The following is a 22,604-nucleotide window of genomic DNA, read 5'->3' on the forward strand; positions in this document are numbered from 1 at the left end:
CGAACCGCCTTTCACTTCTAGAATTCAGGAATTTTCTGATCCATGGGCAAATCGCTGGTCATTGTGGAATCCCCGGCTAAGGCCAAGACCATCAACAAGTACTTGGGCAACGAGTACGTGGTGAAGTCGAGTATCGGCCATATCCGAGACCTGCCCACCAGCGGTTCGGCTAGCGCCAGCAAAGAACCGGCTGCCAAGCGTGGCAAGGCAGCGGCGGGCGAAGCGCCGGCCCTGTCGCCGAAAGAGAAGGCTCAAAAGCAGCTGATCTCGCGCATGGGCGTTGATCCCGAACACGGCTGGAAAGCCAAGTACGAGATCCTGCCTGGCAAGGAAAAGGTTATCGAAGAGCTGCGCCGGCTCGCCAAGGATGCTGACACCATCTATCTCGCAACCGACTTGGATCGCGAGGGGGAAGCCATTGCCTGGCACCTGCGCGAAGCCATCGGTGGTGATGACACCCGCTACAAGCGCGTGGTGTTCAACGAAATCACCAAGAAAGCGATTCAGGAAGCCTTCTCCAAGCCGGGCGAGCTGGATATCAACCGCGTCAACGCCCAGCAGGCTCGTCGCTTTCTCGATCGCGTAGTGGGCTACATGGTTTCGCCACTGCTGTGGGCTAAGGTTGCCCGTGGCTTGTCGGCAGGTCGCGTGCAATCGGTGGCCGTGAAGCTGGTGGTGGAGCGTGAGCGCGAGATCCGTGCGTTCAACCCTGAAGAATACTGGGAAATCCACGCCGACCTTGGCACCGCCAAGGGTGCGAAGGTGCGTTTCGACGTGGCCCGCGAAAAAGGCGAGGCGTTCAAGCCGCTGAACGAAGCGCAGGCAATGGCTGCGCTGGAGAAGCTCAAGGCTTCGAACTACAGCATCGTCAAGCGTGAAGACAAACCGACCAGCAGCAAGCCGTCGGCACCTTTCATTACCTCCACCCTGCAACAGGCCGCGAGCAATCGCCTGGGCTACGGGGTGAAGAAAACCATGATGATGGCCCAGCGTTTGTATGAAGCGGGCTACATCACGTATATGCGTACCGACTCCACCAACCTGTCGGCCGATGCGGTCGAAATGGCACGCACCTACATTGAAGGCGAGTTTGGCGCGGACTACCTGCCGCCGGCGCCGAACGTGTACAGCAGCAAGGAGGGCGCACAAGAGGCTCACGAAGCGATTCGTCCTTCTGACGTAAACATGCACCCGAGCAAGCTGACGGGCATGGAGCGCGACGCTGAGCGCCTCTACGAGCTGATCTGGCGCCAATTCGTGGCGTGCCAGATGCTGCCGGCCAAATACCTGTCGACCACTGTCACGGTGGCAGCCGGTGACTTTGAGCTGCGTGCCAAGGGCCGCATCCTCAAATTCGACGGTTACACCCGTGTCATGCCGCAAATTGCCAAGCCGGGCGACGACGATGTGCTGCCGGACATGGCCCAGGGCGATGCCCTGAAGCTGATCGAGCTCGACCCGAGCCAGCACTTTACCAAGCCGCCTGCGCGTTACTCCGAAGCCAGCCTGGTAAAAGAGATGGAAAAACGTGGTATCGGTCGTCCTTCGACCTATGCGGCGATTATCTCGACCATTCAGGACCGTGGTTACGTGGCGCTGCATAACCGCCGTTTCTACTCCGAAAAAATGGGCGACATCGTTACCGAGCGCCTGTCCGAGAGCTTCTCCGACCTGATGGACTACGGCTTCACCGCCGGCATGGAAGAGAACCTCGATGACGTGGCGCAGGGTGAGCGCGACTGGAAAAACGTGCTGGACGAGTTCTACGGCGACTTCAAGAAGAAGCTCGAAGTAGCAGCGGCGCCGGAAGGCGGCATGCGTGCCAACCAGCCGGTAATGACTGATATCCCGTGTAAGGAATGCGGTCGTCCGATGCAGATTCGTACAGCATCGACCGGCGTTTTCCTGGGTTGCTCGGGCTATAGCCTGCCGCCTAAAGAACGCTGCAAGGCCACGGTCAACCTGGTGCCGGGCGACGAAATCGCTGCCGACGACGAAGGCGAGTCCGAGTCGCTGGTACTGTTGGGCAAGCACCGTTGCCCGATCTGCAGCACCGCGATGGATGCCTACCTGCTGGACGAGAAGCACAAGCTGCACATCTGCGGTAACAACCCGGATTGTGTTGGCTATGAGATCGAAGAAGGCAACTACCGCATCAAGGGCTACGAAGGGCCGAGCCTGGAGTGCGACAAGTGCGGCAGCGAGATGCAGCTTAAAACCGGGCGTTTCGGCAAGTTCTTCGGCTGTACCAATGCCGAATGCAAAAACACCCGCAAACTGCTGAAAAGCGGTGAAGCGGCGCCGCCGAAAATGGACCCGGTGAAAATGCCGGAGCTTAAGTGCGAGAAGGTCAACGACACGTATATCTTGCGTGATGGTGCTTCGGGGTTGTTCCTGGCGGCCAGCCAGTTCCCGAAAAACCGCGAGACCCGCGCACCGCTGGTGATCGAGATTCTTCCTCACAAGGACGAAATCGATCCCAAGTACCACTTCTTGTGTGAAGCACCGAAGAAAGACCCGGATGGCCGCCCGGCAGTGATCCGCTACAGTCGCAAAACCAAAGAGCAGTACGTGCAGACTGAAGTGGATGGCAAACCGACTGGCTGGCGTGCGTTCTACGACGGCAAGGCCTGGAAGGTTGAAGACAAGCGTAAAGAAAAAGACGCTTGATCCGAGCTGATCGCTGAATAAAAAACCGCGCAAGGGCTGCATGCCTTGCGCGGTTTTTTTTGCTTGCCAGTCCCGGGCGTGGTTGTCGCCGCTGAAACGCTGTTGTGGGAGCGGGCTTGCCCGCGATGGCATCGACACGATTTGGCTGATACACCGCCGCGCCTGCATCGCGGGCAAGCCCGCTCCCACAAGTAGCGGTGGGGAACGTGGGCCTTGCGCCAGCAAGGCCTGATCCCTGAGACTGCACCCCCTGCCTTTATCCATTCGTTGTGGAGCGCCCGCATGGCTCACGAACTCTATACCCGTACCAATCAGAAGATCTATTTCGCTGGCCTGGCCCTGGAGGCCATGAACAAGGCGAGTGAAGGGCGGGCCATGAATGCTCAGGCGCTGGTTCAGGCTGAACGCGAATCGGCGATTTTTCACCTGTATGGCGCATTGCTTGGCTTGTGCCATGAGATAGCGGGGTTTTATCGCCTGTCTCAAGCCAGCGCGCCACGGGTCGAGTTGCTGCTCACCCGCCAGGTGCTGGAGGAGAAGGCCATCCCTGAGCTGGCAGAGCTGGTCGAGCTGGCTTGCGCGCCGCACACCTGGCTGGCGCAGCTGGTGGCCACCCATGCCGAGCTCTATCAGCCCCTGCAGGCGCCGAAAAAGGTCAAGGTGGATGTGTTTCAGCCTTTGATCGATACGGTCAACCTGGAGGACGAGGCACCGCTGGGGCTAAGCCGAGAAACCCTGGAAGAGTGGCGCCAGAACCTCAAGGCGCTGGCCATTCGGTTCCGTGACGGACTCAACGAGTGCTGAGGGTCAAAAGCGAAACGGTACAGTCATTCATCAGTCTGTAGGCCTAAGCACTACAGATCCTGGGAATTTTCAGCAGGATGGCTGATATACTCCCACGCTTTCGTGGAGAACAGATTTATATGCCAACGTCCTTTCTAGAAATTGTCGAGTTGCCAGACGGCCGCATCGAGTTGCGCCGTGCTGAAGACGAAGGGTCTTTGGTCACGCTGAATTTTTCTGAAGATGCCAAGGCTTTTCTTCAGGGGCAGCACGTTGAGGTGGCTAAAGCCATGCTGAGCGTCGGTGTACAAATGGCGGGTCGGCTGGCCGAAGGCGAGCTTGAAAAAGACGATGGGCCGCGCATTCTTCATTAAGCGCTCCCGGATCCGGTGCCACAGTCAGGCAAGTGCGTTCTGCACTGGCCCTGTGGCGGCGTCGGTTGTTTAGCCCAAACGAATATTCAGGCTTTGCCCGTTGCCGGTACGCGCAGCGCTGATCAACTGTTGGCGCGCAGCACTGGCCAGCGGGTTGATCCAGCTGACCACTGTGTGGCTGCGGCCCAGGCGCAGTGCTTCGCAGGTGAGCTGCAAGGCGCTTTTATTGCCGTTGGGCTGCAGCAGCAGGATACGCTCGCGGTTCAGCCCGGCGTCGCGCAGCCAGCTTTGGGTCAGGCTTGCAGGCGGTGCGATCAGGGTCAGCCAGCGGGCATTTTGTTGCTCGCTCAGTTCGCGCAGCATGGGAGCAAGCAGGTTCAGGCAGTTTCCGGCGGCACCGCGTAGCGACAGTTCACTGAAGACTTCAGGTTCGGCGCTCCAGGGTGAGTCGAGCACGCCCTGGATCGCCGGTGTCATGGGTTGTGCCATAAACGCCTCGAACAGGGTGAGTTGTGCTGGCAGCGGTGTGTGGGGAAACTGCATGACGCCTCCTATTAGCGGCGAATAACGCCGACGCTCAGGCCTTCAATAACCAGTTCCTGCTCCTTGAGATTGACTTCAATAGGGGCAAAATCCGGGTTTTCAGCGATAAGCCAGACTTTGCTGCCTTCACGCTTGAAGCGTTTTACGGTCACTTCGTCGTCGATGCGGGCTACCACAATCTGGCCGTTGCGCGCTTCGCGGCAGGTGTGTACAGCCAGCAGGTCACCGTCGAAGATGCCGACGTCCTTCATGCTCATGCCTTGTACGCGCAGCAGGTAATCGGCCCGCGGATGGAAGAAGGTCGGGTTGATGTTGCAGGACTCTTCGACATGTTCCTGCGCCAGGATCGGCGCGCCGGCAGCGACACGTCCGATGATGGGCAGGGTGGATTCGTCAGCCTTGGCTTCAAAGCCGGGGATGCGAATGCCCCGTGAGGCGCCTGGAGTCATCTCGATGGCGCCCTTGCGGGCCAGGGCCTTGAGATGTTCTTCGGCAGCGTTGGGGGACTTGAAACCCAGTTCCTGTGCGATCTCGGCACGGGTGGGCGGGTATCCGTTGTCATCCAGGCATCGCTTGATGAAAGCCAGGATCTCAGCTTGGCGTGGCGTCAGTTTTAACATGATGATCGCTCTGTCTTTTTATACAGTGACTGGGATTATATACAGTGAAGGCGTATTGGCAATCATCCATTTCCGGCAGTCCGCTGGACGGTCATTGCCAGGTCGCGTGGCCCGCACTTTATCAGGTGGGGCCTGGCTGGCCGAGGCTGTGGTTAAATGCGAAACCGCCCGGTCGCAAAACGAATACGTCATCTTGACTTTTCACAAGCTGAAACGTATGTTTCAAACAAGTGTTTAAATGTTTGTCAGGCGGAGTAGTCATGGCCCAGTCGGAAACCGTTGAACGTATCCTTGATGCTGCCGAGCAGCTGTTCGCGGAAAAAGGGTTTGCTGAAACCTCATTGCGGCTGATTACCAGCAAGGCCGGGGTCAATCTGGCGGCGGTCAATTACCATTTTGGTTCAAAGAAAGCGCTGATCCAGGCGGTGTTCTCACGCTTCCTAGGGCCTTTCTGTGCCAACCTGGACCGTGAGCTGGAGCGCCGTCAGGGCAAGCCGGAGAATCGTCCGACGCTTGAGGAGTTGCTGGAGATGCTGGTCGAGCAGGCGCTGGTGATCCAGCCACGCAGCGGCAACGACCTGTCGATCTTCATGCGTTTGCTGGGGCTGGCCTTCAGCCAGAGCCAGGGCCACTTGCGCCGCTACCTTGAAGACATGTACGGCAAGGTGTTCCGTCGCTACATGTTGCTGGTCAACGAAGCGGCCCCGCAGATCCCGCCCATCGAGCTGTTCTGGCGCGTGCATTTCATGCTCGGCGCCGCGGCCTTCAGCATGTCGGGGATCAAGGCGTTGCGTGCCATTGCCGAGACCGATTTTGGCGTCAACACCTCGATCGAGCAGGTGATGCGCCTGATGGTGCCGTTCCTGGCGGCCGGCATGCGCGCCGAGAGCGGCGTCACGGATCCGGCAATGGCCAGTGCCCAGCTTCGCCCGCGCAGTAAAACCGCACCGGTCAGCGCCAAGGTTTGACCTGCTGCGGGTGGGCGCGGCAGCTTTGTTCCGCTAAGCTAGCTGCCATGCCCAGCCCTGTCTTGTTCCCGTCTGTCGATTCGACGCTGCCTCTCTGGAGTGCGGCGCGCAGGCCTGTGCCCGCGCATCCGGACCGGGCAACAAGCGCTCTCTTTCTTAAGGATTTCCCATGAGTTCTGCCTTGCAAGGCTCCTTGATGGTGGACGTCGCCGGTACCTGGCTGACGGCTGAAGACCGGCAATTGCTGCGCCAGCCTGAAGTGGGCGGGTTGATTATCTTTGCACGCAATATCGAACACCCGCGCCAGGTGCGTGAGTTGAGCGCCTCCATTCGCGCCGTGCGCCCGGACCTGCTGCTGGCGGTGGATCAGGAAGGCGGCCGGGTGCAGCGCCTGCGCCAGGGCTTTGTGCGCCTGCCCGCCATGCGCGCGATTGCCGACAACCCCAATGCCGAATACCTGGCCGAGCAATGTGGCTGGATCATGGCCACTGAAGTACTGGCCGTGGGGCTGGACTTGAGCTTTGCCCCGGTCCTGGACCTGGACTACCAGCGCAGTGCGGTGGTGGGCAGCCGTTCGTTCGAGGGCGACCCCGAGCGCGCCGCTGTTTTGGCCGGGGCATTTATTCGCGGGATGAACGACGCGGGCATGGCTGCCACCGGTAAGCATTTTCCGGGGCACGGGTGGGCTGAAGCTGATTCTCATGTAGCCATCCCTACAGATGAGCGCAGCCTGGAGCAGATCCGTGCCCATGACCTGGTGCCCTTTGCCCGCTTGAGCAAACAACTGGCAGCCGTCATGCCGGCCCATGTGATCTATCCGCAAGTCGACAGCCAGCCAGCAGGCTTCTCCCGCCGCTGGCTGCAGGATATCTTGCGCGGCGAGCTGCAGTTTGACGGGGTGATTTTCAGTGACGACCTGTCGATGGCAGGTGCCCATGTTGTCGGTGATGCTGCCAGCCGTATCGAGGCGGCCCTGACGGCCGGTTGCGACATGGGGCTGGTGTGCAACGACCGTGCAGCGGCAGAGCTGGCGCTCACTGCGGCCCAGCGCCTGAAGGTCACGCCGTCGCCGCGTATTGCGCGCATGCGCGGTCAGGCCTGGGCCAGCACCGATTATCGCCAGAGCCCGCGCTGGCGGGTAGCGATGGGCGCACTCAAAGATGCTCAATTAATTGATTAAGGGATCTGCCTCAATGACGGTTTATGCAATTATCGGCGGCACGGGGCTTACCCAGCTGGAAGGGCTGACCATCAGCCGCTCCCTGGCGCTGGACACGCCTTACGGGCCGACCTCGGCCGATATCCAGATCGGTGAGTTTGGCGGGCGCGAAGTGTTGTTCCTGGCCCGTCACGGCCACCCGCACCGGGTGCCGCCGCATCAGGTCAACTACCGCGCCAACCTGTGGGCGTTGAAGCAGGCCGGCGCCGAGGCGATTCTGGCGGTCAATGCGGTGGGTGGTATCCACATGGCGATGGGCACCGGGCATTTTTGCGTGCCGCACCAGTTGATCGACTACACCAGCGGTCGCGAACATACCTATTTCGCGGGTGATCTGGAGCATGTGACCCATATCGACTTCAGCTACCCCTACACCGAGTCGTTGCGTGAACAGTTGATTGGCGCGCTGGCAGCCGAGGGTTGCTCCTACAGCAGCCACGGCGTTTATGCCGCGACCCAGGGGCCGCGTCTTGAGACGGTTGCCGAGATTGCTCGTCTTGAGCGTGACGGTTGCGACATTGTGGGCATGACCGGCATGCCGGAAGCGGCCCTGGCCCGTGAGCTGGAACTGGATTACGCGTGCCTGGCGCTGGTGGTCAACCCGGCGGCGGGCAAGTCGACGGCGATTATCACCATGGCTGAAATCGAGCAGGCGCTGCATGACGGCATGGGCAAGGTAAAAGCGACCTTGGCGCGGGTGCTGGCGGGCTAAGACTTGCCGATGAATTGTGGGAGCGGGCTTGCTCGCGATGGTATCGCCTCGGTGTTTCAGACAGGCCGAGGCGCCTGGATCGCGAGCAAGCCCGCTCCCACAAGTGGGTTGGACAAATTTCAGCGCTTTTCAGTTTTAGGCGGCAGCGGCGCAAACAGTGCGTCGATGTCGTCATCCTGCAGTTTCCAGTCCCCGGCTATTCGCCCGTCCAGTACTCCTGCCGCCAAATCCGATTTTTCCTGCTGCAAGTGCTGGATTTTCTCTTCAACGGTGCCGCGGGCAATCATCTTGTACACAAACACCGGTTTTTCCTGGCCAATGCGGTAGGCACGGTCGGTGGCCTGGTTTTCTGCCGCCGGGTTCCACCACGGGTCGTAGTGAATCACTGTGTCGGCTTTGGTCAGGTTCAAGCCAACGCCACCCGCCTTGAGGCTGATCAGGAAGATCTGCAGCTTGCCGCTCTGGAAGTCCTTGACCGGCGTGCGCCGGTCGCGGGTTTGCCCGGTGAGGATGGCGTAGGGCACCTTGCGTTTTTTCAGCTCGGCCTCGATCAGCCCCAGCATCGAGGTGAATTGCGAAAACAGCAGGATGCGTCGGTCTTCGGCAAACAGTTCTTCGAGCATCAGCATCAGGCTGTCGAGCTTGCCTGAGGTGCTGCCTTTTTTCGGCGGGGTGTCGCTGACCAGGCGCAGGTCGCAACACACCTGGCGCAGCTTGAGCAGTGCTTCAAGAATGATGATCTGGCTGCGCCCCACGCCCTTGCGGGTGATTTCGTCGCGTACTTTTTTATCCATCGCCAGGCGCATGGTTTCGTATACGTCACGCTGGGCCTCGTTGAGGTCGACCCAGTGGATGATTTCGGTCTTGGGCGGCAGTTCGGTGGCGACCTGCTCCTTGGTGCGGCGCAGCAAGAACGGCTTGATCCGCGCATTCAGGTGCTGCAGGCGCTCGTCGCTGCCCTGGCGTTCAATAGGTACCCGGTAGTCGCGGTTGAAGGTCTTGACGTCGCCCAGCCAGCCCGGCAGCAGGAAGTGGAACAGCGACCACAGCTCGCCGAGGTGGTTTTCCAGCGGGGTGCCGCTCAGGCACAGGCGCTGGCGTGCAACCAGCTCGCAGGCCGCCTCGGTGGCCTTGCTGCCGGGGTTCTTGATGTACTGCGCCTCGTCCAGCACCAGCAGGTGCAGCGGCAGTTTTGCCAGGTGCTCAATGTCCTTGGGCAGCAAAGCGTAGGTGGTCAGGATCACGTCGTAGTCGTTGAGGTGCGCAAAGTGCTTTTTGCGCGTGGCGCCATACAGCGCCAGCACCTTGAGTTGCGGGGTGAAATGCGCGGCTTCGTCGAGCCAGTTGGGGATCAGGCTGGTGGGCATCACCACCATCGCCGGGCGATCCAGGCGGCCAGCGTTCTTTTCGCACAGAATATGCGCCAATGTTTGCAGGGTCTTGCCCAGGCCCATGTCATCGGCCAGCACGCCGCCCACCTCCAACTGGCGCAAGGACTGCATCCAGCTCAGGCCTTCGAGCTGATAGGGGCGCAAATTGGCATTCAGCCCTTCGGGGGCTTCGACGCTGAAATCCTTGATGTCACGCAGGCGCTGGGCGAAGCCGCGAATCTGCTCGCCGCCTTCCCAACGCAAGGGCAGGGCATCCAGCGCGTTGAGGCGCGGTGCATCGGCACTTTTGATCCGCAGCGAAGTGGCGTCCGGCTCGCCCAGATAAAACTCGTCCAGAGTGGCCAGTACTGGTTTGAGTCGCCCATACGGCAGCGCAACCTGCAGCGGACCAAGGCCGCTGGCCGGGTTGGCCGGGATATTGACCAGGATCAGTTCGTCATCCTTGCGCCGGGCCAGTTTTTCGCGGTTGAGCAGGTCGCTGTGGGAGCGCATCAGGTTGAGCAGGATCGGCAGCAGGCTCAGGTGCTGGCCATTGACGATGATGCCCAGCTCCAGGTCGAACCAGTCGCGTTCCGGGGCTTCATCGACAGTGGCATACCAGTCTTCGACCGGGGTCAGGTCAAAGCCGAAATCTTCATCGATCTGTAACTCCCAACCCTGATCGCTCAGGCTTTGCAGCTGGTTGAGGGTGAAATTCAGCCAGGCGCTGTCATTGACCAGCTCAAACAGTTCGCCAGCGCTTTCGGGCAGGGCCTTGCTCTGGCGCGTGGCGATTTTGAAACCCAGGCTGCGCAGTTGCTCGCGGTAGCGGTTTTCGACCTCGGGCTTGCGCTTGATGCGCAGGGTTTGCTGTTCCTGGCGCAGCAGGATGTCAGCGTTCTTTTGCCCGCTGACGTACTGGTCCAGGTAGTTGAACGACAGGGCGGCACGGTGCTGGATATAGCGCTGCATCCTGCCGTTGCGCGGCTCGAAGGCGCTGAATTCGGCACTGGCCAGCCACAGCCGCGGCACGGGTTGCACGTCGTCGACCAGTTGCTCGGGCAGGTTGTTGGGGCGACGTGAGTCGAGTACGGCCTGGAGCTTTTCCAGAAGCTCGGCATCCTGAGCAGCGGCGGGGTAGTTCAAGGTTTCTTCAATCTTCAGTAAGACAGCAGCGGTGTGCTTGCAATTGACCCGCACAGGGCAGGTGCAGTGAGCGCTGACCAGCAGCAAGGTGCCTTTGGCCGATTCGCGCAGTTCAATGGTTTGGCGGTAGGTGTTTTCACCCGAGCCCTGGCAGCTGGCAGTAATCAGTCTGTCGCCGATCTGGACGATCCTGACCCGATTTTCCTTGGCGTAGCGTCGGCCACGCTCAAGGCTTTGTTCCTTGAAGCGACTGACCCAAGTCGCGGCAAGCGGCTTGGTCAGTCGGGCAGTGGGGCTCAGGGGCATGGGTTTTTCATTCAGGAAGACTTCGGCGTCAGACGCTCGAACAGCGCCTCAATGGTATTGAAGCGTTCTTCCGGGCGCTCCATCGGCACCATGAACTTGAACAGGGTTGCGCCCTCGAACTTGTAGCGGTTGGGCTGGCCCTGGATCAATTTGATCAGCACCATCGGGTCGACCGGGGTATCGGCGGCAAACTCGATGCGTCCGCCTTGCGGGCCGGCGTCGACTTTCTTGATGCCCAGTTGCTCGGCCTGCAGCTTGAGCAGAGTGATGCGCACCAGGTTCTTGGTCGGCTCGGGGAGCAGGCCAAAGCGGTCGATCATCTCCACCTGCAAGTCCTTGAGGCCCTCTTCATCGGTGGCCGACGCGATGCGCTTGTAGAGGATCAGCCGCGCATGCACATCTGGCAGGTACGACTCGGGAATCAGCGCAGGTACGCGCAGGTTGATTTCCGGGCCACCGCCCAGCGGCTGGTCGAGGTTGGGCTGCTCGCCCTTGCGGATCGACTTGACCGCACGTTCGAGCATTTCCATGTACAGGGTAAAGCCGACCGCCTGGATCTGGCCGCTTTGACCATCCCCCAGCAATTCGCCAGCACCACGGATTTCCAGGTCATTGGTGGCCAGGACAAAACCGGCACCCAGGTCCTGGGTATTGGCGATGGCCTCCAGGCGCTTTTGCGCGTCGCCGGTAATCTGCTGGCGCGGCGGCGTCAGCAGGTAAGCATAGGCCTGGTGGTGGCTGCGCCCGACGCGGCCGCGCAACTGGTGCAGTTGCGCCAGGCCGAACTTGTCGGCGCGCTCGATGATGATGGTGTTGGCGCTGGGCACGTCGATCCCGGTCTCGATGATGGTCGAGGCGATCAGCACGTTGAAGCGCTTGTGATAGAAGTCGCTCATCACCTGTTCGAGTTCGCGTTCGCGCATTTGCCCGTGGCCGATGCCGATCCGTGCTTCAGGTACCAGCTCGGCCAGTTCGGCGGCGCATTTCTCGATAGTTTTAACGTCGTTGTGCAGGTAGTACACCTGCCCGCCGCGCAGCAACTCACGCAGCAGCGCCTCTTTGACGGTACTTTTGTTCTGTTCCATGACGAACGTGCGCACCGACAGCCGGCGGGCCGGTGGCGTGGCAATGATCGACAGGTCGCGCATGCCCGACACGGCCATGTTCAGCGTGCGCGGGATAGGCGTGGCGGTGAGGGTCAGGATGTCGACTTCACTGCGCAAGGCCTTGAGCTGTTCTTTCTGGCGCACGCCGAAGCGGTGTTCCTCGTCGATGATCACCAGGCCCAGGTTTTTGATCTTGACGTCGTCCTGCAGCAGCTTGTGGGTGCCGATGACGATATCGATCTTGCCTTCGGCCAGGTCGGCCACCGCCTGGTTGATCTCTTTGGCCGACTTGAAGCGGCTCATCACTTCAACCCGTACCGGCCAGTCGGCAAAGCGATCGCGGAAGCTGTTGTAGTGCTGTTGGGCGAGCAGGGTGGTGGGCACCAGAATGGCCACCTGACGGCCACCGTGGACGGCGATAAAGGCCGCGCGCATGGCCACTTCGGTCTTGCCGAAGCCGACGTCACCGCACACCAGGCGGTCCATCGGCTTGGGCGACAGCATGTCGGCGCGCACGGCCTCGATGGTGGTCTGCTGGTCCGGGGTTTCTTCGAACGGGAAGCCGGCGCTGAACGTGGCGTAATCGGCTTTCGGGTCGGCAAAGGCATAGCCTTCGCGGGCGGCACGGCGGGCGTAGATGTCCAGCAGCTCGGCAGCCACGTCGCGCACTTGCTCGGCGGCCTTGCGCTTGGCTTTTTGCCAGGTTTCCGAGCCCAGGCGGTGCAGCGGCGCCAGCTCATCATCGCTGCCGGTGTAGCGGGCGATCAGGTGCAGGTTGGCTACGGGCACATAGAGCTTGGCGCCTTCGGCGTATTCCAGGGTCAGGAACTCGGCCACCTGATTGTCCACTTCCAGGGTCGCCAGGCCCTGATAACGGCCCACGCCGTGGTCGATATGCACCACGGGGGCGCCTTCGCGCAGCTCGGTGAGGTTCTTGATCACCGCATCGTTATTGGCGTCGGCGCGTTTTTCCCGGCGCCGGCGCTGCATCACGCGCTGACCGAACAGCGGGCTTTCGGCAATCAGTGCCAGCGCCGGGTCGTCCAGCAGCAGGCCTTCATCCAGCGGGGCGATGGTGATCGCCAGGCGATGTTTGCTGGCCACGAAGTCGGGCCAGCTGTCGACTGTTTTAGGCCGCAGCTTCAAGCGTTCCAGCAGTTCGAGCAGCACTTCGCGGCGCCCGGCCGATTCGGCGGTAAACAGCACGCGGCCATCAAACTGTTCGAGGAAACCGGACAAGGCCGCCAATGGCTGGTTGGCCTTGGCTTCGATGGCCAGGTTGGGCAGCGGTTGCGCCGGGAAGCGTTCACGGCTGCTGCCGGTGTCCACGTCATCCTGGCTGGCAACTACCCGCGGCCAGTTTTTGAGGCGGGCGAAGCAGTCTTCAACCGGCAGGAACAACTCGGCAGGGGGTAGCAGTGGCCGTGACGGATCGATGCGGCGCTCTTCGTAGCGGTTGCGCACGTCAGACCAGAAGTTCTCGGCGGCCTGTTCAATGCCTGGCAGCGAGAACACTTGCGTGTCAGCCGGCAAATAGTCGAACAGGGTCGAGGTTTCATCGAAAAACAGCGGCAGGTAGTACTCGATACCTGCGGGAGTAATACCGCTGCTCAAGTCCTGAAAGATCGGGCAGCGGCGGAAGTCGACATCAAAACGCTCGCGAAAGCGCGCCTTGAAGCGGGTTACCGCGTCTTTTTGCAGCGGGAACTCACGCGCCGGCAGCAGGCGCACCGATTCAACCTTGTCGATCGAGCGCTGGGTCTCGGGGTCGAAGGTGCGCAGGGTCTCGATTTCGTCGTCGAACAGGTCGATCCGGTAAGGCAGTTTGCTGCCCATCGGGAACAGGTCGATCAGCGCGCCGCGCACGGCGAACTCGCCATGTTCATACACCGTATCGACGCATCGATAGCCACTGGCCTCAAGCCGGGTGCGCATTTGCTCCACGTCCAGCTTCTGGCCGATATCCAGCACCAGGCTGCTGCCGAGCAGGAACTTGGTCGGGGCCAGGCGATGTAGGGCGGTGGTCACCGGCACTACCAAAACGCCATGACTCAGCTCCGGCAACCGGTAAAGGCTGGCGATACGCTGGGAGATGATGTCCTGGTGCGGCGAGAACAGGTCGTAGGGCAGGGTTTCCCAGTCGGGGAAATGCAGCACCGGCAACTCGGGCGCAAAGAACCTCAGCTCTTGCTCAAGGCGTTCGGCACTTTGGCTGTCGGCGGTCAGGAGCAGGGTGAAGCGCCTGGCGGCGCTGGCGGCCTCGGCAATCGCGAGGCTCAGGGCGGCACCGGGCAAATTGCTCCAGTGCTGTTTACCTGCCGTGGCAGGGAGTTTCGGTAGACGCAGGACGGGCACGGAAGGTTGAGCTCCAAGCGTTGCGACAAAGTCGGCAATTGTAACGGGCCAAGGGGTTGGCTGTCAGTTGCAGTCTGTAACCGCTGCGCAAAACATCGCGTGGTACTCAACATGGAGGTGCCAGAGGCGCTGTGCAAGGCTTGCAGGCCGGTAAAAAGGCCAGTGTTAAAAAAATATTCGCCTATATTTATTGATGCTTAATCGTTTCAGTAATGGCGTGTGACAGGCGTGCATTGCCCCTGCATGGGCGCAGCGGCATAATGTAGCCCCTTTTTTCAGCCCCTACATGTGGAAGGTTCCCGTGACTCAGAAGCCCGACCAGTGTCTTGGTGAATGGATCGACCGTGAAGCACTCGCAGAAGCGATGATTCCGCTTATCGGTCAGCTTTACCGCAATAACAATGTGGTTAGCTCGATCTATGGCCGCAGCCTGATCAACCGTTCAGTCATTGCGATTCTCAAGGCTCACCGCTTTGCTCGCCATCGCCAGTCCGATGACATCGAATTGTCCGTGCACGAAACTTTCCCGCTGCTCAAGGCAATGAGCGAGCTCAAGCTCGGCGCTGCTTCGGTAGACCTAGGCAAGCTGGCCGTAAAGTTCAAGGCTGAAGGCAACGGCCGTACGGCTGAGCAGTTCGTGCGCGAAGAACTGGCCGATGTCGTGGGTCAGCAAAACGCTTCTGCACGTAAAGGCACCGATGTCGTGCTGTACGGCTTCGGTCGTATCGGCCGCCTGCTGGCGCGCATCCTGATCGAAAAAACCGGTGGTGGCGACGGCCTGCGCCTGCGTGCCATCGTTGTGCGCAAAGGCGCCGACAACGATCTGGTCAAGCGTGCCAGCCTGCTGCGTCGTGACTCGGTACACGGTCCGTTCGATGGCACCATCGTGGTCGATGAAGCCAACAACACCATCACCGCCAACGGCAACCTGATCCAGGTGATCTACGCGAAGAACCCGACCGAGGTGGATTACACCCAGTACGGTATCCAGAACGCCCTGCTGGTGGACAACACCGGTGTATGGCGTGACGCCGACGGCCTGGGCCAGCACTTGCAGTGCCCTGGTATCGACCGCGTGGTCCTGACCGCTCCGGGCAAGGGCAAGCTGAAGAACATCGTTCACGGCATCAACCACGGCGAAATCACCGCAGACGACAAGATCGTATCGGCGGCATCCTGCACCACCAACGCCATCGTGCCGGTGCTCAAGGCTGTCAACGACAAGTTCGGCATCGTCAACGGTCACGTTGAAACGGTTCACTCGTACACCAACGACCAGAACCTGATCGACAACTTCCACAAGGGCGACCGCCGTGGCCGCAGCGCCGCGCTGAACATGGTGATCACCGAGACCGGTGCTGCTACCGCTGCTGCCAAGGCATTGCCTGAGCTGGCCGGCAAGCTGACCGGTAACGCGATCCGCGTTCCGACGCCAAACGTGTCGATGGCCATCCTCAACCTGAACCTTGAGAAGCCGGCTACCCGTGAAGAAATGAACGAGTACCTGCGTCACATGGCGCTGCACTCCGATCTGCACAAGCAAATCGACTTCGTGAGCTCCCAGGAAGTGGTGTCCACTGACTTCGTGGGTTCGCGTCACGCTGGTGTGGTGGATGCTGAAGCGACTATCTGCAATGACAACCGCGTTGTTCTGTACGTGTGGTACGACAACGAATTCGGTTACAGCTGCCAGGTCGTACGCGTGATGGAAGACATGGCCGGGGTTAACCCGCCAGCGTTCCCGCGCTAAGCAACCGCTGCAACTGAAAACGCCCCGACTTGTCGGGGCGTTTTTGTGTGTGCGGGAAACCTGTGGGAGCGGGCTTGCTCGCGATGGGATCAGCGCGGTTGTTCAGTCAGACCGCGTCGCTGGCATCGCGAGCAAGCCCGCTCCCACAGGTGTCAGGCGTTACCCGCCACCGCCGATTGCGCTGTGCGCAACTGGTGTTTGTTGCCGCGGAACAACACCACGGTGGCGATCAGGCCCAGTACCGCCGCGCCGGTCAGCCACAAGCCGGGAGCGGCCTTGTTGTCCAGGGCATGGATCAGGTAGGTGCAGGCCGCCGGGGTAAAGCCACCAAAGGTCGCGGTCGCCAGGCTGTAGGCCAGGGAGAAACCGGTAGTACGCACTTCAACCGGCATGATTTCGGTCAGGGCAACCACCATCGCGCCGTTGTACGAACCGTACAGGAACGACAGCCACAGCTCGACAATCAGCAGATGGCTGAAGCTCGGGTTGGCCACCAGCCATGACAGCGCCGGGTAAGCGGTCAGGATCGCCAGGATGGTCGCCCCCAGCAGCAGCGGTTTGCGCCCGATCTTGTCCGACAGCGAGCCCATGACCGGCAGCCAGAAAAAGTTCGACAGGCCAATGCACACGGTGACCAGCAGCGCATCGAAATCCGACAGGTGCAGCTCGGCCTTGCCGAAGGTCGGGGTATAGGCGGTGATCAGGTAGAACGACACGGTGGTCATTACCACCAGCGCCATGCCACCCAGTACCAGGCCAAAGTTCTGGCCGATGGAGCGCACAATTTCGCGCAGGGTAGGGTGATGTTTACGCGCTTCGAATTCAGGGGTTTCTTCCATCGAGCGGCGGATCACAAAGATGACCGGCACGATCATGCAGCCCAGCAGAAACGGAATGCGCCAGCCCCATTCACCCATTTCTTCAGGGCTTAGCCAGTGGTTGAGGCCAACCCCCAGCAAGCCGGCAAACACCACGGCAGCCTGCTGGCTAGCCGATTGCCAGCTGACGAAGAAACCCTTGCGCCCCGGTGTGGCGATTTCCGCCAGGTACACCGATACGCCGCCCAGCTCCACGCCCGCCGAGAAGCCTTGCAGTAAACGGCCGAGCAGTACCAGCAGGGGGGCGGCCACGCCCAGGGTGGCGTAGCCCGGCACGCAGGCAATCAGCACGGTGCCCATTGCCATCAGGGCCAGGGTAATGATCAGGCCTTTGCGGCGGCCATGCCGGTCGATATAGGCACCGAGAAAAATCGCACCCAGCGGGCGCGCAAGAAAGCCGGCACCGAAGGTGGCCAGGGCGAGCATCAGTGAGGCAAAAGCGCTATCGCTTGGAAAGAAGGTTTTGGCAATGGCCGTGGCGTAGAAGCCAAAGACCATAAAGTCGAACATCTCTAGGAAGTTACCGCTGACAACGCGAAAAATCGCCTTGCCTTTGCCCGTACTGGAGGCCATCAGAAATCACCCGCTATTATCTGTTTTTATGCGTAATCCGTGTTTTTACTCGTCCACACTGCAAGGCATTGGCCTGCGCCATCGTGCAAAACAGTTTTGTAACCATATGTGTAACAAAGTATGTAGGCAACATTTGTTGGCGCTACACAGGCGGGCTAGGGCCTTTGTGCAAGCAGGTTAAGGCGCAGTGTGTCGGGCAGGCCTTGAGGTGCGAGCCAGATTCCCAGATAGACCTTGGCCAGTTCCTGATTCTGGCTATTGAAAATAACGGCGCCATTACGCTCGACGTTCAGCCCGCGTTGGGGGGTGTAGTCCAGGGCATAGCGATCGCCGCGCTTGATGTTGCCGAAGCTGGCTTGCAGTTTTTTTAACGGGGCGTCGAGTCTGGCCAGGGTGGTGGCGGGGTGTTGGCGTTTCAGGATGGTGGCAGATGCCTGGGTGATATCGCTGTGATCCAGATCGCGCAGATAGAACAGCTCAAGGCGCAGGTCGCTCTGATCGTTGAACGCCTGTTGCGCGCTGATGCCGGGCGGGGTGAACAGGGCTGCGGCATAGATATCGGCCCACAGGTAGGTCAGTACGATCTGGCCTTTGCGCTCCATGACCTGATTACCGTCGCGCCATTGGGGCGGGAAGTTGGCTTCTTTTAATCGCGCTGACTCGTCGGCCAGGCTGGTGGTGGAGTAGAGCAGCAACAATACGATCAACAACTGGCGCATGGTGGATGGGCTCTGATCGATGGGTTGTTAGAGGTTTGCCAAGTATGCGGCTTGGCCATACCGTAGCAGCTGCCGCAGGCTGCGTTCGATTGCGCAGCGATCGTAAAACCAGAGAACCAATCTTAGCTGACTTCTCGCGGTGCCCGTATTTACGACGGCTTCGCCGCCGAACGCAGCCTGCGGCAGCTGCTACGCAGGCTTTTGCGCTCTATGTAGATGTAGTGAACACAAAAATAGCCAACGACCAGACCAAGGGTTAATGTTCGCGGCGTTCAGGCTTCTATAGACTGTGCCCCACGTTTTGATCCTTCATGGCGCTGGCCGCGACATGATTTAGCCGTAGGTGCCCAAAGCGGTGCCACGGCCTGTTCTGAGGAGTACGCATGGCTGTCTACAACTACGACGTAGTGGTACTGGGTTCCGGCCCGGCAGGAGAAGGTGCGGCAATGAACGCCGCAAAAGCAGGGCGCAAGGTCGCGATGGTCGACAGCCGGCGCCAGGTCGGTGGCAACTGCACGCACTTGGGCACCATCCCGTCCAAAGCCCTGCGTCACTCGGTTCGCCAGATCATGCAGTTCAACACCAACCCGATGTTCCGGGCCATTGGTGAGCCACGCTGGTTCTCGTTCCCGGACGTGCTCAAGAGCGCTGAAAAAGTCATCTCCAAGCAGGTCGCTTCGCGTACCGGCTACTACGCCCGCAACCGCGTAGACCTGTTCTTCGGCACCGGCAGCTTCACCGACGAGCAAACCATCGAAGTGGTCTGCGCCAATGGCGTGGTTGAAACCCTGATGGCCAAGCAAATCATCGTGGCCACCGGCTCGCGCCCTTATCGCCCGGCCGATATCGATTTCACCCACTCGCGCATCTACGATAGCGACACCATCCTCAGCCTGGGTCACACCCCGCGCAAGCTGATCGTGTACGGCGCTGGCGTGATCGGTTGCGAATATGCATCGATCTTCAGTGGCCTGGGTGTGCTGGTCGAGCTGGTGGACAACCGCGAGCAACTGCTGAGCTTCCTCGATTCCGAGATCTCCCAGGCGCTGAGCTACCACTTCAGCAACAACAACATCACCGTGCGCCACAACGAAGAGTACGAGCGGGTTGAAGGCGTCGAAAATGGCGTGATCCTGCATCTGAAATCGGGCAAGAAGATCAAGGCCGACGCCTTGCTCTGGTGCAATGGCCGTACCGGCAACACCGACCTGCTGGGCCTGGAAAACATCGGCATCAAGGCCAATGGCCGTGGCCAGATCACGGTTGACGAGAACTATCGCACCACGGTGCCGAACATCTACGCCGCCGGCGATGTGATCGGCTGGCCAAGCCTGGCCAGTGCCGCCCACGACCAGGGTCGCTCGGCAGCGGGCAGCATTGTGGATAACGGCAGCTGGCGCTTCGTCAATGACGTGCCGACCGGCATCTACACCATTCCCGAGATCAGCTCGATCGGCAAGAACGAGCAGGAGCTGACCCAGGCCAAGGTGCCGTATGAAGTGGGCAAGGCGTTCTTCAAGAGCATGGCGCGTGCGCAGATTGCCGGCGAGCCCCAGGGCATGCTGAAAATCCTGTTCCACCGTGAAACCCTGGAAGTGCTGGGCGTTCACTGCTTCGGTTATCAGGCGTCGGAGATCGTTCACATCGGCCAGGCGATCATGAACCAGCCGGGCGAACTCAATACCCTGAAATACTTCGTCAACACCACGTTCAACTACCCGACCATGGCCGAAGCCTATCGGGTAGCTGCTTACGATGGTCTCAACCGGCTTTTTTGAGCGGCTCCGGCCGGTGGCCTGAGCCGGCCGGGGAGACCGATTTCAGCCATTCCCAAGGGTGGCAGTGGCCAAACCGGGAAAGTCTGTAATCAGGCTATCTACGCCGAAGTCGGCGAGCCTGCGCATCAGCGCAGGTTCGTTGACTGTCCATACCGACACATGCAAACCCTGACGCTGGGCCTTCTCCAGGCGCTCGGGGGTACACAGTGTCCAGTTCAACGCCAGCATGTCACAGCCATAGCTCTGGGCGACCTTGATCGGGTCGAGCCAGGCGTATTCGGCCACCAGCCCGCGCGACAGGTCGGGGGTCAATTCCACGGCGGCCTTGAGCACTTCCCGCGAACTTGACGTCACCGTGACCTTGTCCATCAGGCCGTGGCGCACTGCCATCTCACGAATTGCCAGTACGGTGGTTGCCGCGCGGGTGCGCGAGGCGCTTTTGACTTCCAGCTGCCAGTGCTCGAAGTCGCACTTTTCAAACAGCTCTTCCAGGCGCGGGATCGGGCACGGCTGCAGCCAGCCCGGGCCGCCCTTGCGTGCGTCATAGGTCACCAGGTCGGCGGCGGTGTGCTCGATGACCTTGCCGCGCCGGTCCGTGGTGCGCTTGAGGGTCGGGTCGTGGATGACCATCAACTCACCGTCCTTTGACAGGTGCAGGTCGAGTTCACAGCGACGCACGCCATGCTTGAGGCATTGCTCAAAGCTGGCAAGGGTGTTTTCCGGTGCTTCGCCTTTGGCGCCGCGATGGCCATAAATCAGGGTCACATTTGCTCCTTGTACCTAGTGGTCGCCGGTTCCGGGTTACTCGCCCGCGGACTCTTGTTGCTCGCGGGCCAGGCGGCGTGCCTGGGCCTGCTTTTGCAGAATGTAGCGCGCCAGAAGCTGACGCTGGGTATCGGTGAGGGACTCGAATTCAGTGTTGATCCGGTAACCGCCAGCCTGTGCCTGGCAATCGACGACGCGGGCGCGCAGCAGCAAGCCCAGGGCCTGGGGCATCAGTACCAGTTTGATCGACAGATGGCTGCCTGTCGCGCAGGGCTGCGGGTGCTCAAACTCGATGCCGCCTTCGGAAAGCTGCACCGGCTGCAATTCGCCGATCTTGCCCAATACGGTCTGGGCAACGATCTGGCTCAACAGTTCGACCCGTTTGTTCAGGGTCTTGAGGTAGCTGGAAAGGGTGCGGTCGCGTTCGCTGATCTGGCGCAGCAGGTGCTGGGACTCGAATTCACTCAGGTGCAGTTCACTGAGCAAATTGAACAGCGGCGACGCATCCTGCAACACTTCGCCGCTCGCGGCTTCGGTGGCTGCCAGCGGGGTTATTTCCAGTGCGATCATATCCTCGATACGGTAGTATTCGCGGCGATCTGCTTCATCTAATGTCGACATGGCGAACCCATGATGGCGGCTGTGGTCTGAGTGTAAAGCTGCTTATCAGGCCCCGCCACAAGGACGTCTTCTTTTCCCTCGAACAAGCCCCGACATGTTCAGACCTCTCTCGTTATTTATTGGCACGCGTTATACCCGTGCAAAGCGTCGCAATCATTTTGTGTCGTTTATTTCCCTGACCTCGATGATCGGGCTCGCCCTTGGCGTGGTCGTGATGATTGTGGTGCTGTCGGTGATGAACGGCTTCGATCATGAAATGCGCACCCGCGTGCTGGGCATGGTGCCCCACGCGACCATCGTCGGCGATCAACCGATCAGCGACTGGCAAAGCCTGGCTGCGAAGGTCAAGCAGAACCCCAAGGTGGAGGCGGTTGCGCCGTTTACCCAGATGCAGGGTTTGCTGACCAATGATGGCAATGTGCAGAAAGTCCTGCTCAATGCCATCGACCCGGCGCAGGAGCGCAATGTCTCGATCATTGACCGGTTTATGCAGCAGGGCCAGCTCGACTCGCTGACCCCTGGCAGCTTCGGCATCATCATCGGCGACAAGGCGGCGAAAAAGCTCGGCGTAAGCGTCGGCGACAAGCTGACCTTCGTTGCACCGGAAGTCACCGTGACCCCGGCGGGGATGTTCCCGCGCATGAAGCGCTTTACCGTGCAGGGCATTTTCCATGTTGGCGCCGGTGAAATCGACGGTTACCTGGGGATCACCAACCTGCAGGACCTGGCGCGCTTGCAGCGCTGGAAGCCTGATCAGGTGCAGGGCCTGCGGCTGAAGTTCGACGACCTGTTCGCCGCGCCGCGCACCGCGTGGGAAATCGCCCAGCAGCTGGGTGAAAGCCAGTATTACGCCCGCGACTGGACCCGTACCCACGGCAACCTGTACCAGGCCATCCGCATGGAAAAAGCCATGATCGGCCTGCTGCTCTTGCTGATTGTGGCCGTGGCCGCATTCAACATCATTTCCACGCTGGTGATGGTGGTCAATGACAAGAAGGGCGATATCGCGATCCTGCGCACCCTGGGCGCGACGCCAGGCACCATCATGGCCACCTTTATGGTGCAGGGCACCGTTATCGGTGTGGTGGGTACCGCCATCGGCGCGGTGGTCGGGATGCTGGCCGCGCTCAATGTCAGCGCCGCGATCTCGGCCCTCGAAGGCCTGATCGGGCACAAGTTTCTCAATGCCGACGTGTATTTCATCGACTACCTGCCCTCGCAACTGCAGGCCCAGGACGTGTTGATGGTGTGCGGTGCGGCATTGGTTCTGAGTTTCCTCGCGACCTTGTACCCGGCCTGGCGTGCTGCGCGCACCCAGCCTGCGCAGGCGCTTCGTTATGAGTGAGTT

Annotated in this window: 17 protein-coding genes; 9 read left to right on the top strand and 8 right to left on the bottom strand. The window is 60.4% G+C overall.

Annotated features, from left to right (window positions below):
- Positions 1–42 precede the first annotated feature (42 nt).
- From topA to BFC21_RS26005, 3 genes are all read left to right on the top strand, one after another.
- Entirely contained in the window at positions 43–2,670 is a 2,628-nt protein-coding gene (topA, locus tag BFC21_RS25995) for a type I DNA topoisomerase (RefSeq protein ID WP_016780049.1), read from the top strand.
- 282 nt (positions 2,671–2,952) lie between these two features.
- Complete coding sequence (locus BFC21_RS26000; RefSeq protein WP_088379315.1) at positions 2,953–3,474, top strand: DUF6586 family protein; 522 nt, start codon at positions 2,953–2,955, stop codon at positions 3,472–3,474.
- 119 nt (positions 3,475–3,593) lie between these two features.
- Positions 3,594–3,827 carry a hypothetical protein gene (locus BFC21_RS26005; protein ID WP_003446620.1) on the top strand — a complete coding sequence of 78 codons (234 nt, stop codon included), beginning with the start codon at positions 3,594–3,596 and terminating at the stop codon, positions 3,825–3,827.
- A 69-nt stretch (positions 3,828–3,896) separates the two neighbouring features.
- Here BFC21_RS26005 and sulA read toward each other — a convergent pair whose 3' ends face one another.
- Both sulA and lexA read right to left on the bottom strand, forming a co-directional pair.
- The gene (sulA, locus tag BFC21_RS26010) at positions 3,897–4,370 is read right to left on the bottom strand and encodes an SOS-induced cell division inhibitor SulA (protein ID WP_088379316.1); all 474 of its coding nucleotides are present in this window, start codon (positions 4,368–4,370) and stop codon (positions 3,897–3,899) included.
- An 11-nt stretch (positions 4,371–4,381) separates the two neighbouring features.
- Positions 4,382–4,990, bottom strand: coding sequence for a transcriptional repressor LexA (gene lexA / locus BFC21_RS26015; RefSeq protein WP_029611310.1), 609 nt, complete (start codon positions 4,988–4,990; stop codon positions 4,382–4,384).
- A gap of 260 nt (positions 4,991–5,250) precedes the next feature.
- Between lexA and BFC21_RS26025 the strand changes: the two genes are divergently transcribed.
- From BFC21_RS26025 to BFC21_RS26035, 3 genes are all read left to right on the top strand, one after another.
- Positions 5,251–5,958 (top strand): TetR/AcrR family transcriptional regulator, encoded by a 708-nt coding sequence (locus BFC21_RS26025; protein ID WP_016780054.1) that lies wholly within the window; start codon positions 5,251–5,253, stop codon positions 5,956–5,958.
- 181 nt (positions 5,959–6,139) lie between these two features.
- Positions 6,140–7,138, top strand: coding sequence for a beta-N-acetylhexosaminidase (nagZ, locus tag BFC21_RS26030; RefSeq protein ID WP_169844879.1), 999 nt, complete (start codon positions 6,140–6,142; stop codon positions 7,136–7,138).
- A 13-nt stretch (positions 7,139–7,151) separates the two neighbouring features.
- Positions 7,152–7,889, top strand: coding sequence for an S-methyl-5'-thioinosine phosphorylase (locus BFC21_RS26035; protein ID WP_088379317.1), 738 nt, complete (start codon positions 7,152–7,154; stop codon positions 7,887–7,889).
- 119 nt (positions 7,890–8,008) lie between these two features.
- On the opposite strand, the gene BFC21_RS26045 is transcribed toward BFC21_RS26035, so the two are convergent.
- Both BFC21_RS26045 and mfd read right to left on the bottom strand, forming a co-directional pair.
- Positions 8,009–10,711, bottom strand: coding sequence for a DEAD/DEAH box helicase (locus BFC21_RS26045; RefSeq protein ID WP_088379318.1), 2,703 nt, complete (start codon positions 10,709–10,711; stop codon positions 8,009–8,011).
- An 11-nt stretch (positions 10,712–10,722) separates the two neighbouring features.
- On the bottom strand, positions 10,723–14,172 hold the full coding sequence (gene mfd / locus BFC21_RS26050; RefSeq protein ID WP_095004220.1) for a transcription-repair coupling factor: 3,450 nt from the start codon (positions 14,170–14,172) through the stop codon (positions 10,723–10,725).
- A 286-nt stretch (positions 14,173–14,458) separates the two neighbouring features.
- Here mfd and BFC21_RS26055 point away from each other — a divergent pair, with 286 nt between their 5' ends.
- A complete protein-coding gene (locus BFC21_RS26055; protein ID WP_083369829.1) occupies positions 14,459–15,922 on the top strand; it encodes a glyceraldehyde-3-phosphate dehydrogenase in 1,464 nt (487 codons plus the stop codon).
- A 152-nt stretch (positions 15,923–16,074) separates the two neighbouring features.
- On the opposite strand, the gene BFC21_RS26060 is transcribed toward BFC21_RS26055, so the two are convergent.
- Together BFC21_RS26060 and BFC21_RS26065 are read right to left on the bottom strand one after the other, a co-directional pair.
- Positions 16,075–17,373 carry an MFS transporter gene (locus BFC21_RS26060; protein WP_095004219.1) on the bottom strand — a complete coding sequence of 433 codons (1,299 nt, stop codon included), beginning with the start codon at positions 17,371–17,373 and terminating at the stop codon, positions 16,075–16,077.
- Between the two features lie 155 nt (positions 17,374–17,528).
- Positions 17,529–18,092, bottom strand: a complete 564-nt coding sequence (locus BFC21_RS26065) for a chalcone isomerase family protein (protein ID WP_088379321.1) — start codon at positions 18,090–18,092, stop codon at positions 17,529–17,531.
- 383 nt (positions 18,093–18,475) lie between these two features.
- On the opposite strand from BFC21_RS26065, the gene sthA reads away from it, so the two are divergent.
- Positions 18,476–19,870, top strand: a complete 1,395-nt coding sequence (gene sthA / locus BFC21_RS26070; RefSeq protein ID WP_016780061.1) for a Si-specific NAD(P)(+) transhydrogenase — start codon at positions 18,476–18,478, stop codon at positions 19,868–19,870.
- Between the two features lie 42 nt (positions 19,871–19,912).
- On the opposite strand, the gene BFC21_RS26075 is transcribed toward sthA, so the two are convergent.
- Both BFC21_RS26075 and BFC21_RS26080 read right to left on the bottom strand, forming a co-directional pair.
- Positions 19,913–20,635, bottom strand: coding sequence for a glycerophosphodiester phosphodiesterase (locus BFC21_RS26075; protein WP_088379322.1), 723 nt, complete (start codon positions 20,633–20,635; stop codon positions 19,913–19,915).
- Between the two features lie 36 nt (positions 20,636–20,671).
- On the bottom strand, positions 20,672–21,256 hold the full coding sequence (locus BFC21_RS26080) for a PilZ domain-containing protein (protein ID WP_088379323.1): 585 nt from the start codon (positions 21,254–21,256) through the stop codon (positions 20,672–20,674).
- A 94-nt stretch (positions 21,257–21,350) separates the two neighbouring features.
- Between BFC21_RS26080 and BFC21_RS26085 the strand changes: the two genes are divergently transcribed.
- Entirely contained in the window at positions 21,351–22,601 is a 1,251-nt protein-coding gene (locus BFC21_RS26085) for a lipoprotein-releasing ABC transporter permease subunit (protein WP_095004218.1), read from the top strand.
- Positions 22,602–22,604 lie beyond the last annotated feature (3 nt).

Source organism: Pseudomonas sp. TMW 2.1634, from assembly GCF_001703595.1.
In the GTDB taxonomy this organism is placed as follows: Bacteria; Pseudomonadota; Gammaproteobacteria; order Pseudomonadales; family Pseudomonadaceae; genus Aquipseudomonas; species Aquipseudomonas fragi.

Excerpts from the sequence above, each read along its gene's own strand:
- BFC21_RS26060 (WP_095004219.1), bottom strand. The coding sequence starts at position 17,373 with ATGGCCTCCAGTACGGGCAAAGGCAAGGCGATTTTTCGCGTTGTCAGC.
- BFC21_RS26005 (WP_003446620.1), top strand. The coding sequence starts at position 3,594 with ATGCCAACGTCCTTTCTAGAAATTGTCGAGTTGCCAGACGGCCGCATC.
- BFC21_RS26025 (WP_016780054.1), top strand. The coding sequence starts at position 5,251 with ATGGCCCAGTCGGAAACCGTTGAACGTATCCTTGATGCTGCCGAGCAG.
- BFC21_RS26045 (WP_088379318.1), bottom strand. The coding sequence starts at position 10,711 with ATGCCCCTGAGCCCCACTGCCCGACTGACCAAGCCGCTTGCCGCGACT.
- BFC21_RS26000 (WP_088379315.1), top strand. The coding sequence starts at position 2,953 with ATGGCTCACGAACTCTATACCCGTACCAATCAGAAGATCTATTTCGCT.
- BFC21_RS26035 (WP_088379317.1), top strand. The coding sequence starts at position 7,152 with ATGACGGTTTATGCAATTATCGGCGGCACGGGGCTTACCCAGCTGGAA.
- BFC21_RS26055 (WP_083369829.1), top strand. The coding sequence starts at position 14,459 with ATGTGGAAGGTTCCCGTGACTCAGAAGCCCGACCAGTGTCTTGGTGAA.
- BFC21_RS26085 (WP_095004218.1), top strand. The coding sequence starts at position 21,351 with ATGTTCAGACCTCTCTCGTTATTTATTGGCACGCGTTATACCCGTGCA.
- sulA (WP_088379316.1), bottom strand. The coding sequence starts at position 4,370 with ATGCAGTTTCCCCACACACCGCTGCCAGCACAACTCACCCTGTTCGAG.
- BFC21_RS26065 (WP_088379321.1), bottom strand. The coding sequence starts at position 18,092 with ATGCGCCAGTTGTTGATCGTATTGTTGCTGCTCTACTCCACCACCAGC.
- BFC21_RS26080 (WP_088379323.1), bottom strand. The coding sequence starts at position 21,256 with ATGTCGACATTAGATGAAGCAGATCGCCGCGAATACTACCGTATCGAG.
- lexA (WP_029611310.1), bottom strand. The coding sequence starts at position 4,990 with ATGTTAAAACTGACGCCACGCCAAGCTGAGATCCTGGCTTTCATCAAG.
- topA (WP_016780049.1), top strand. The coding sequence starts at position 43 with ATGGGCAAATCGCTGGTCATTGTGGAATCCCCGGCTAAGGCCAAGACC.
- sthA (WP_016780061.1), top strand. The coding sequence starts at position 18,476 with ATGGCTGTCTACAACTACGACGTAGTGGTACTGGGTTCCGGCCCGGCA.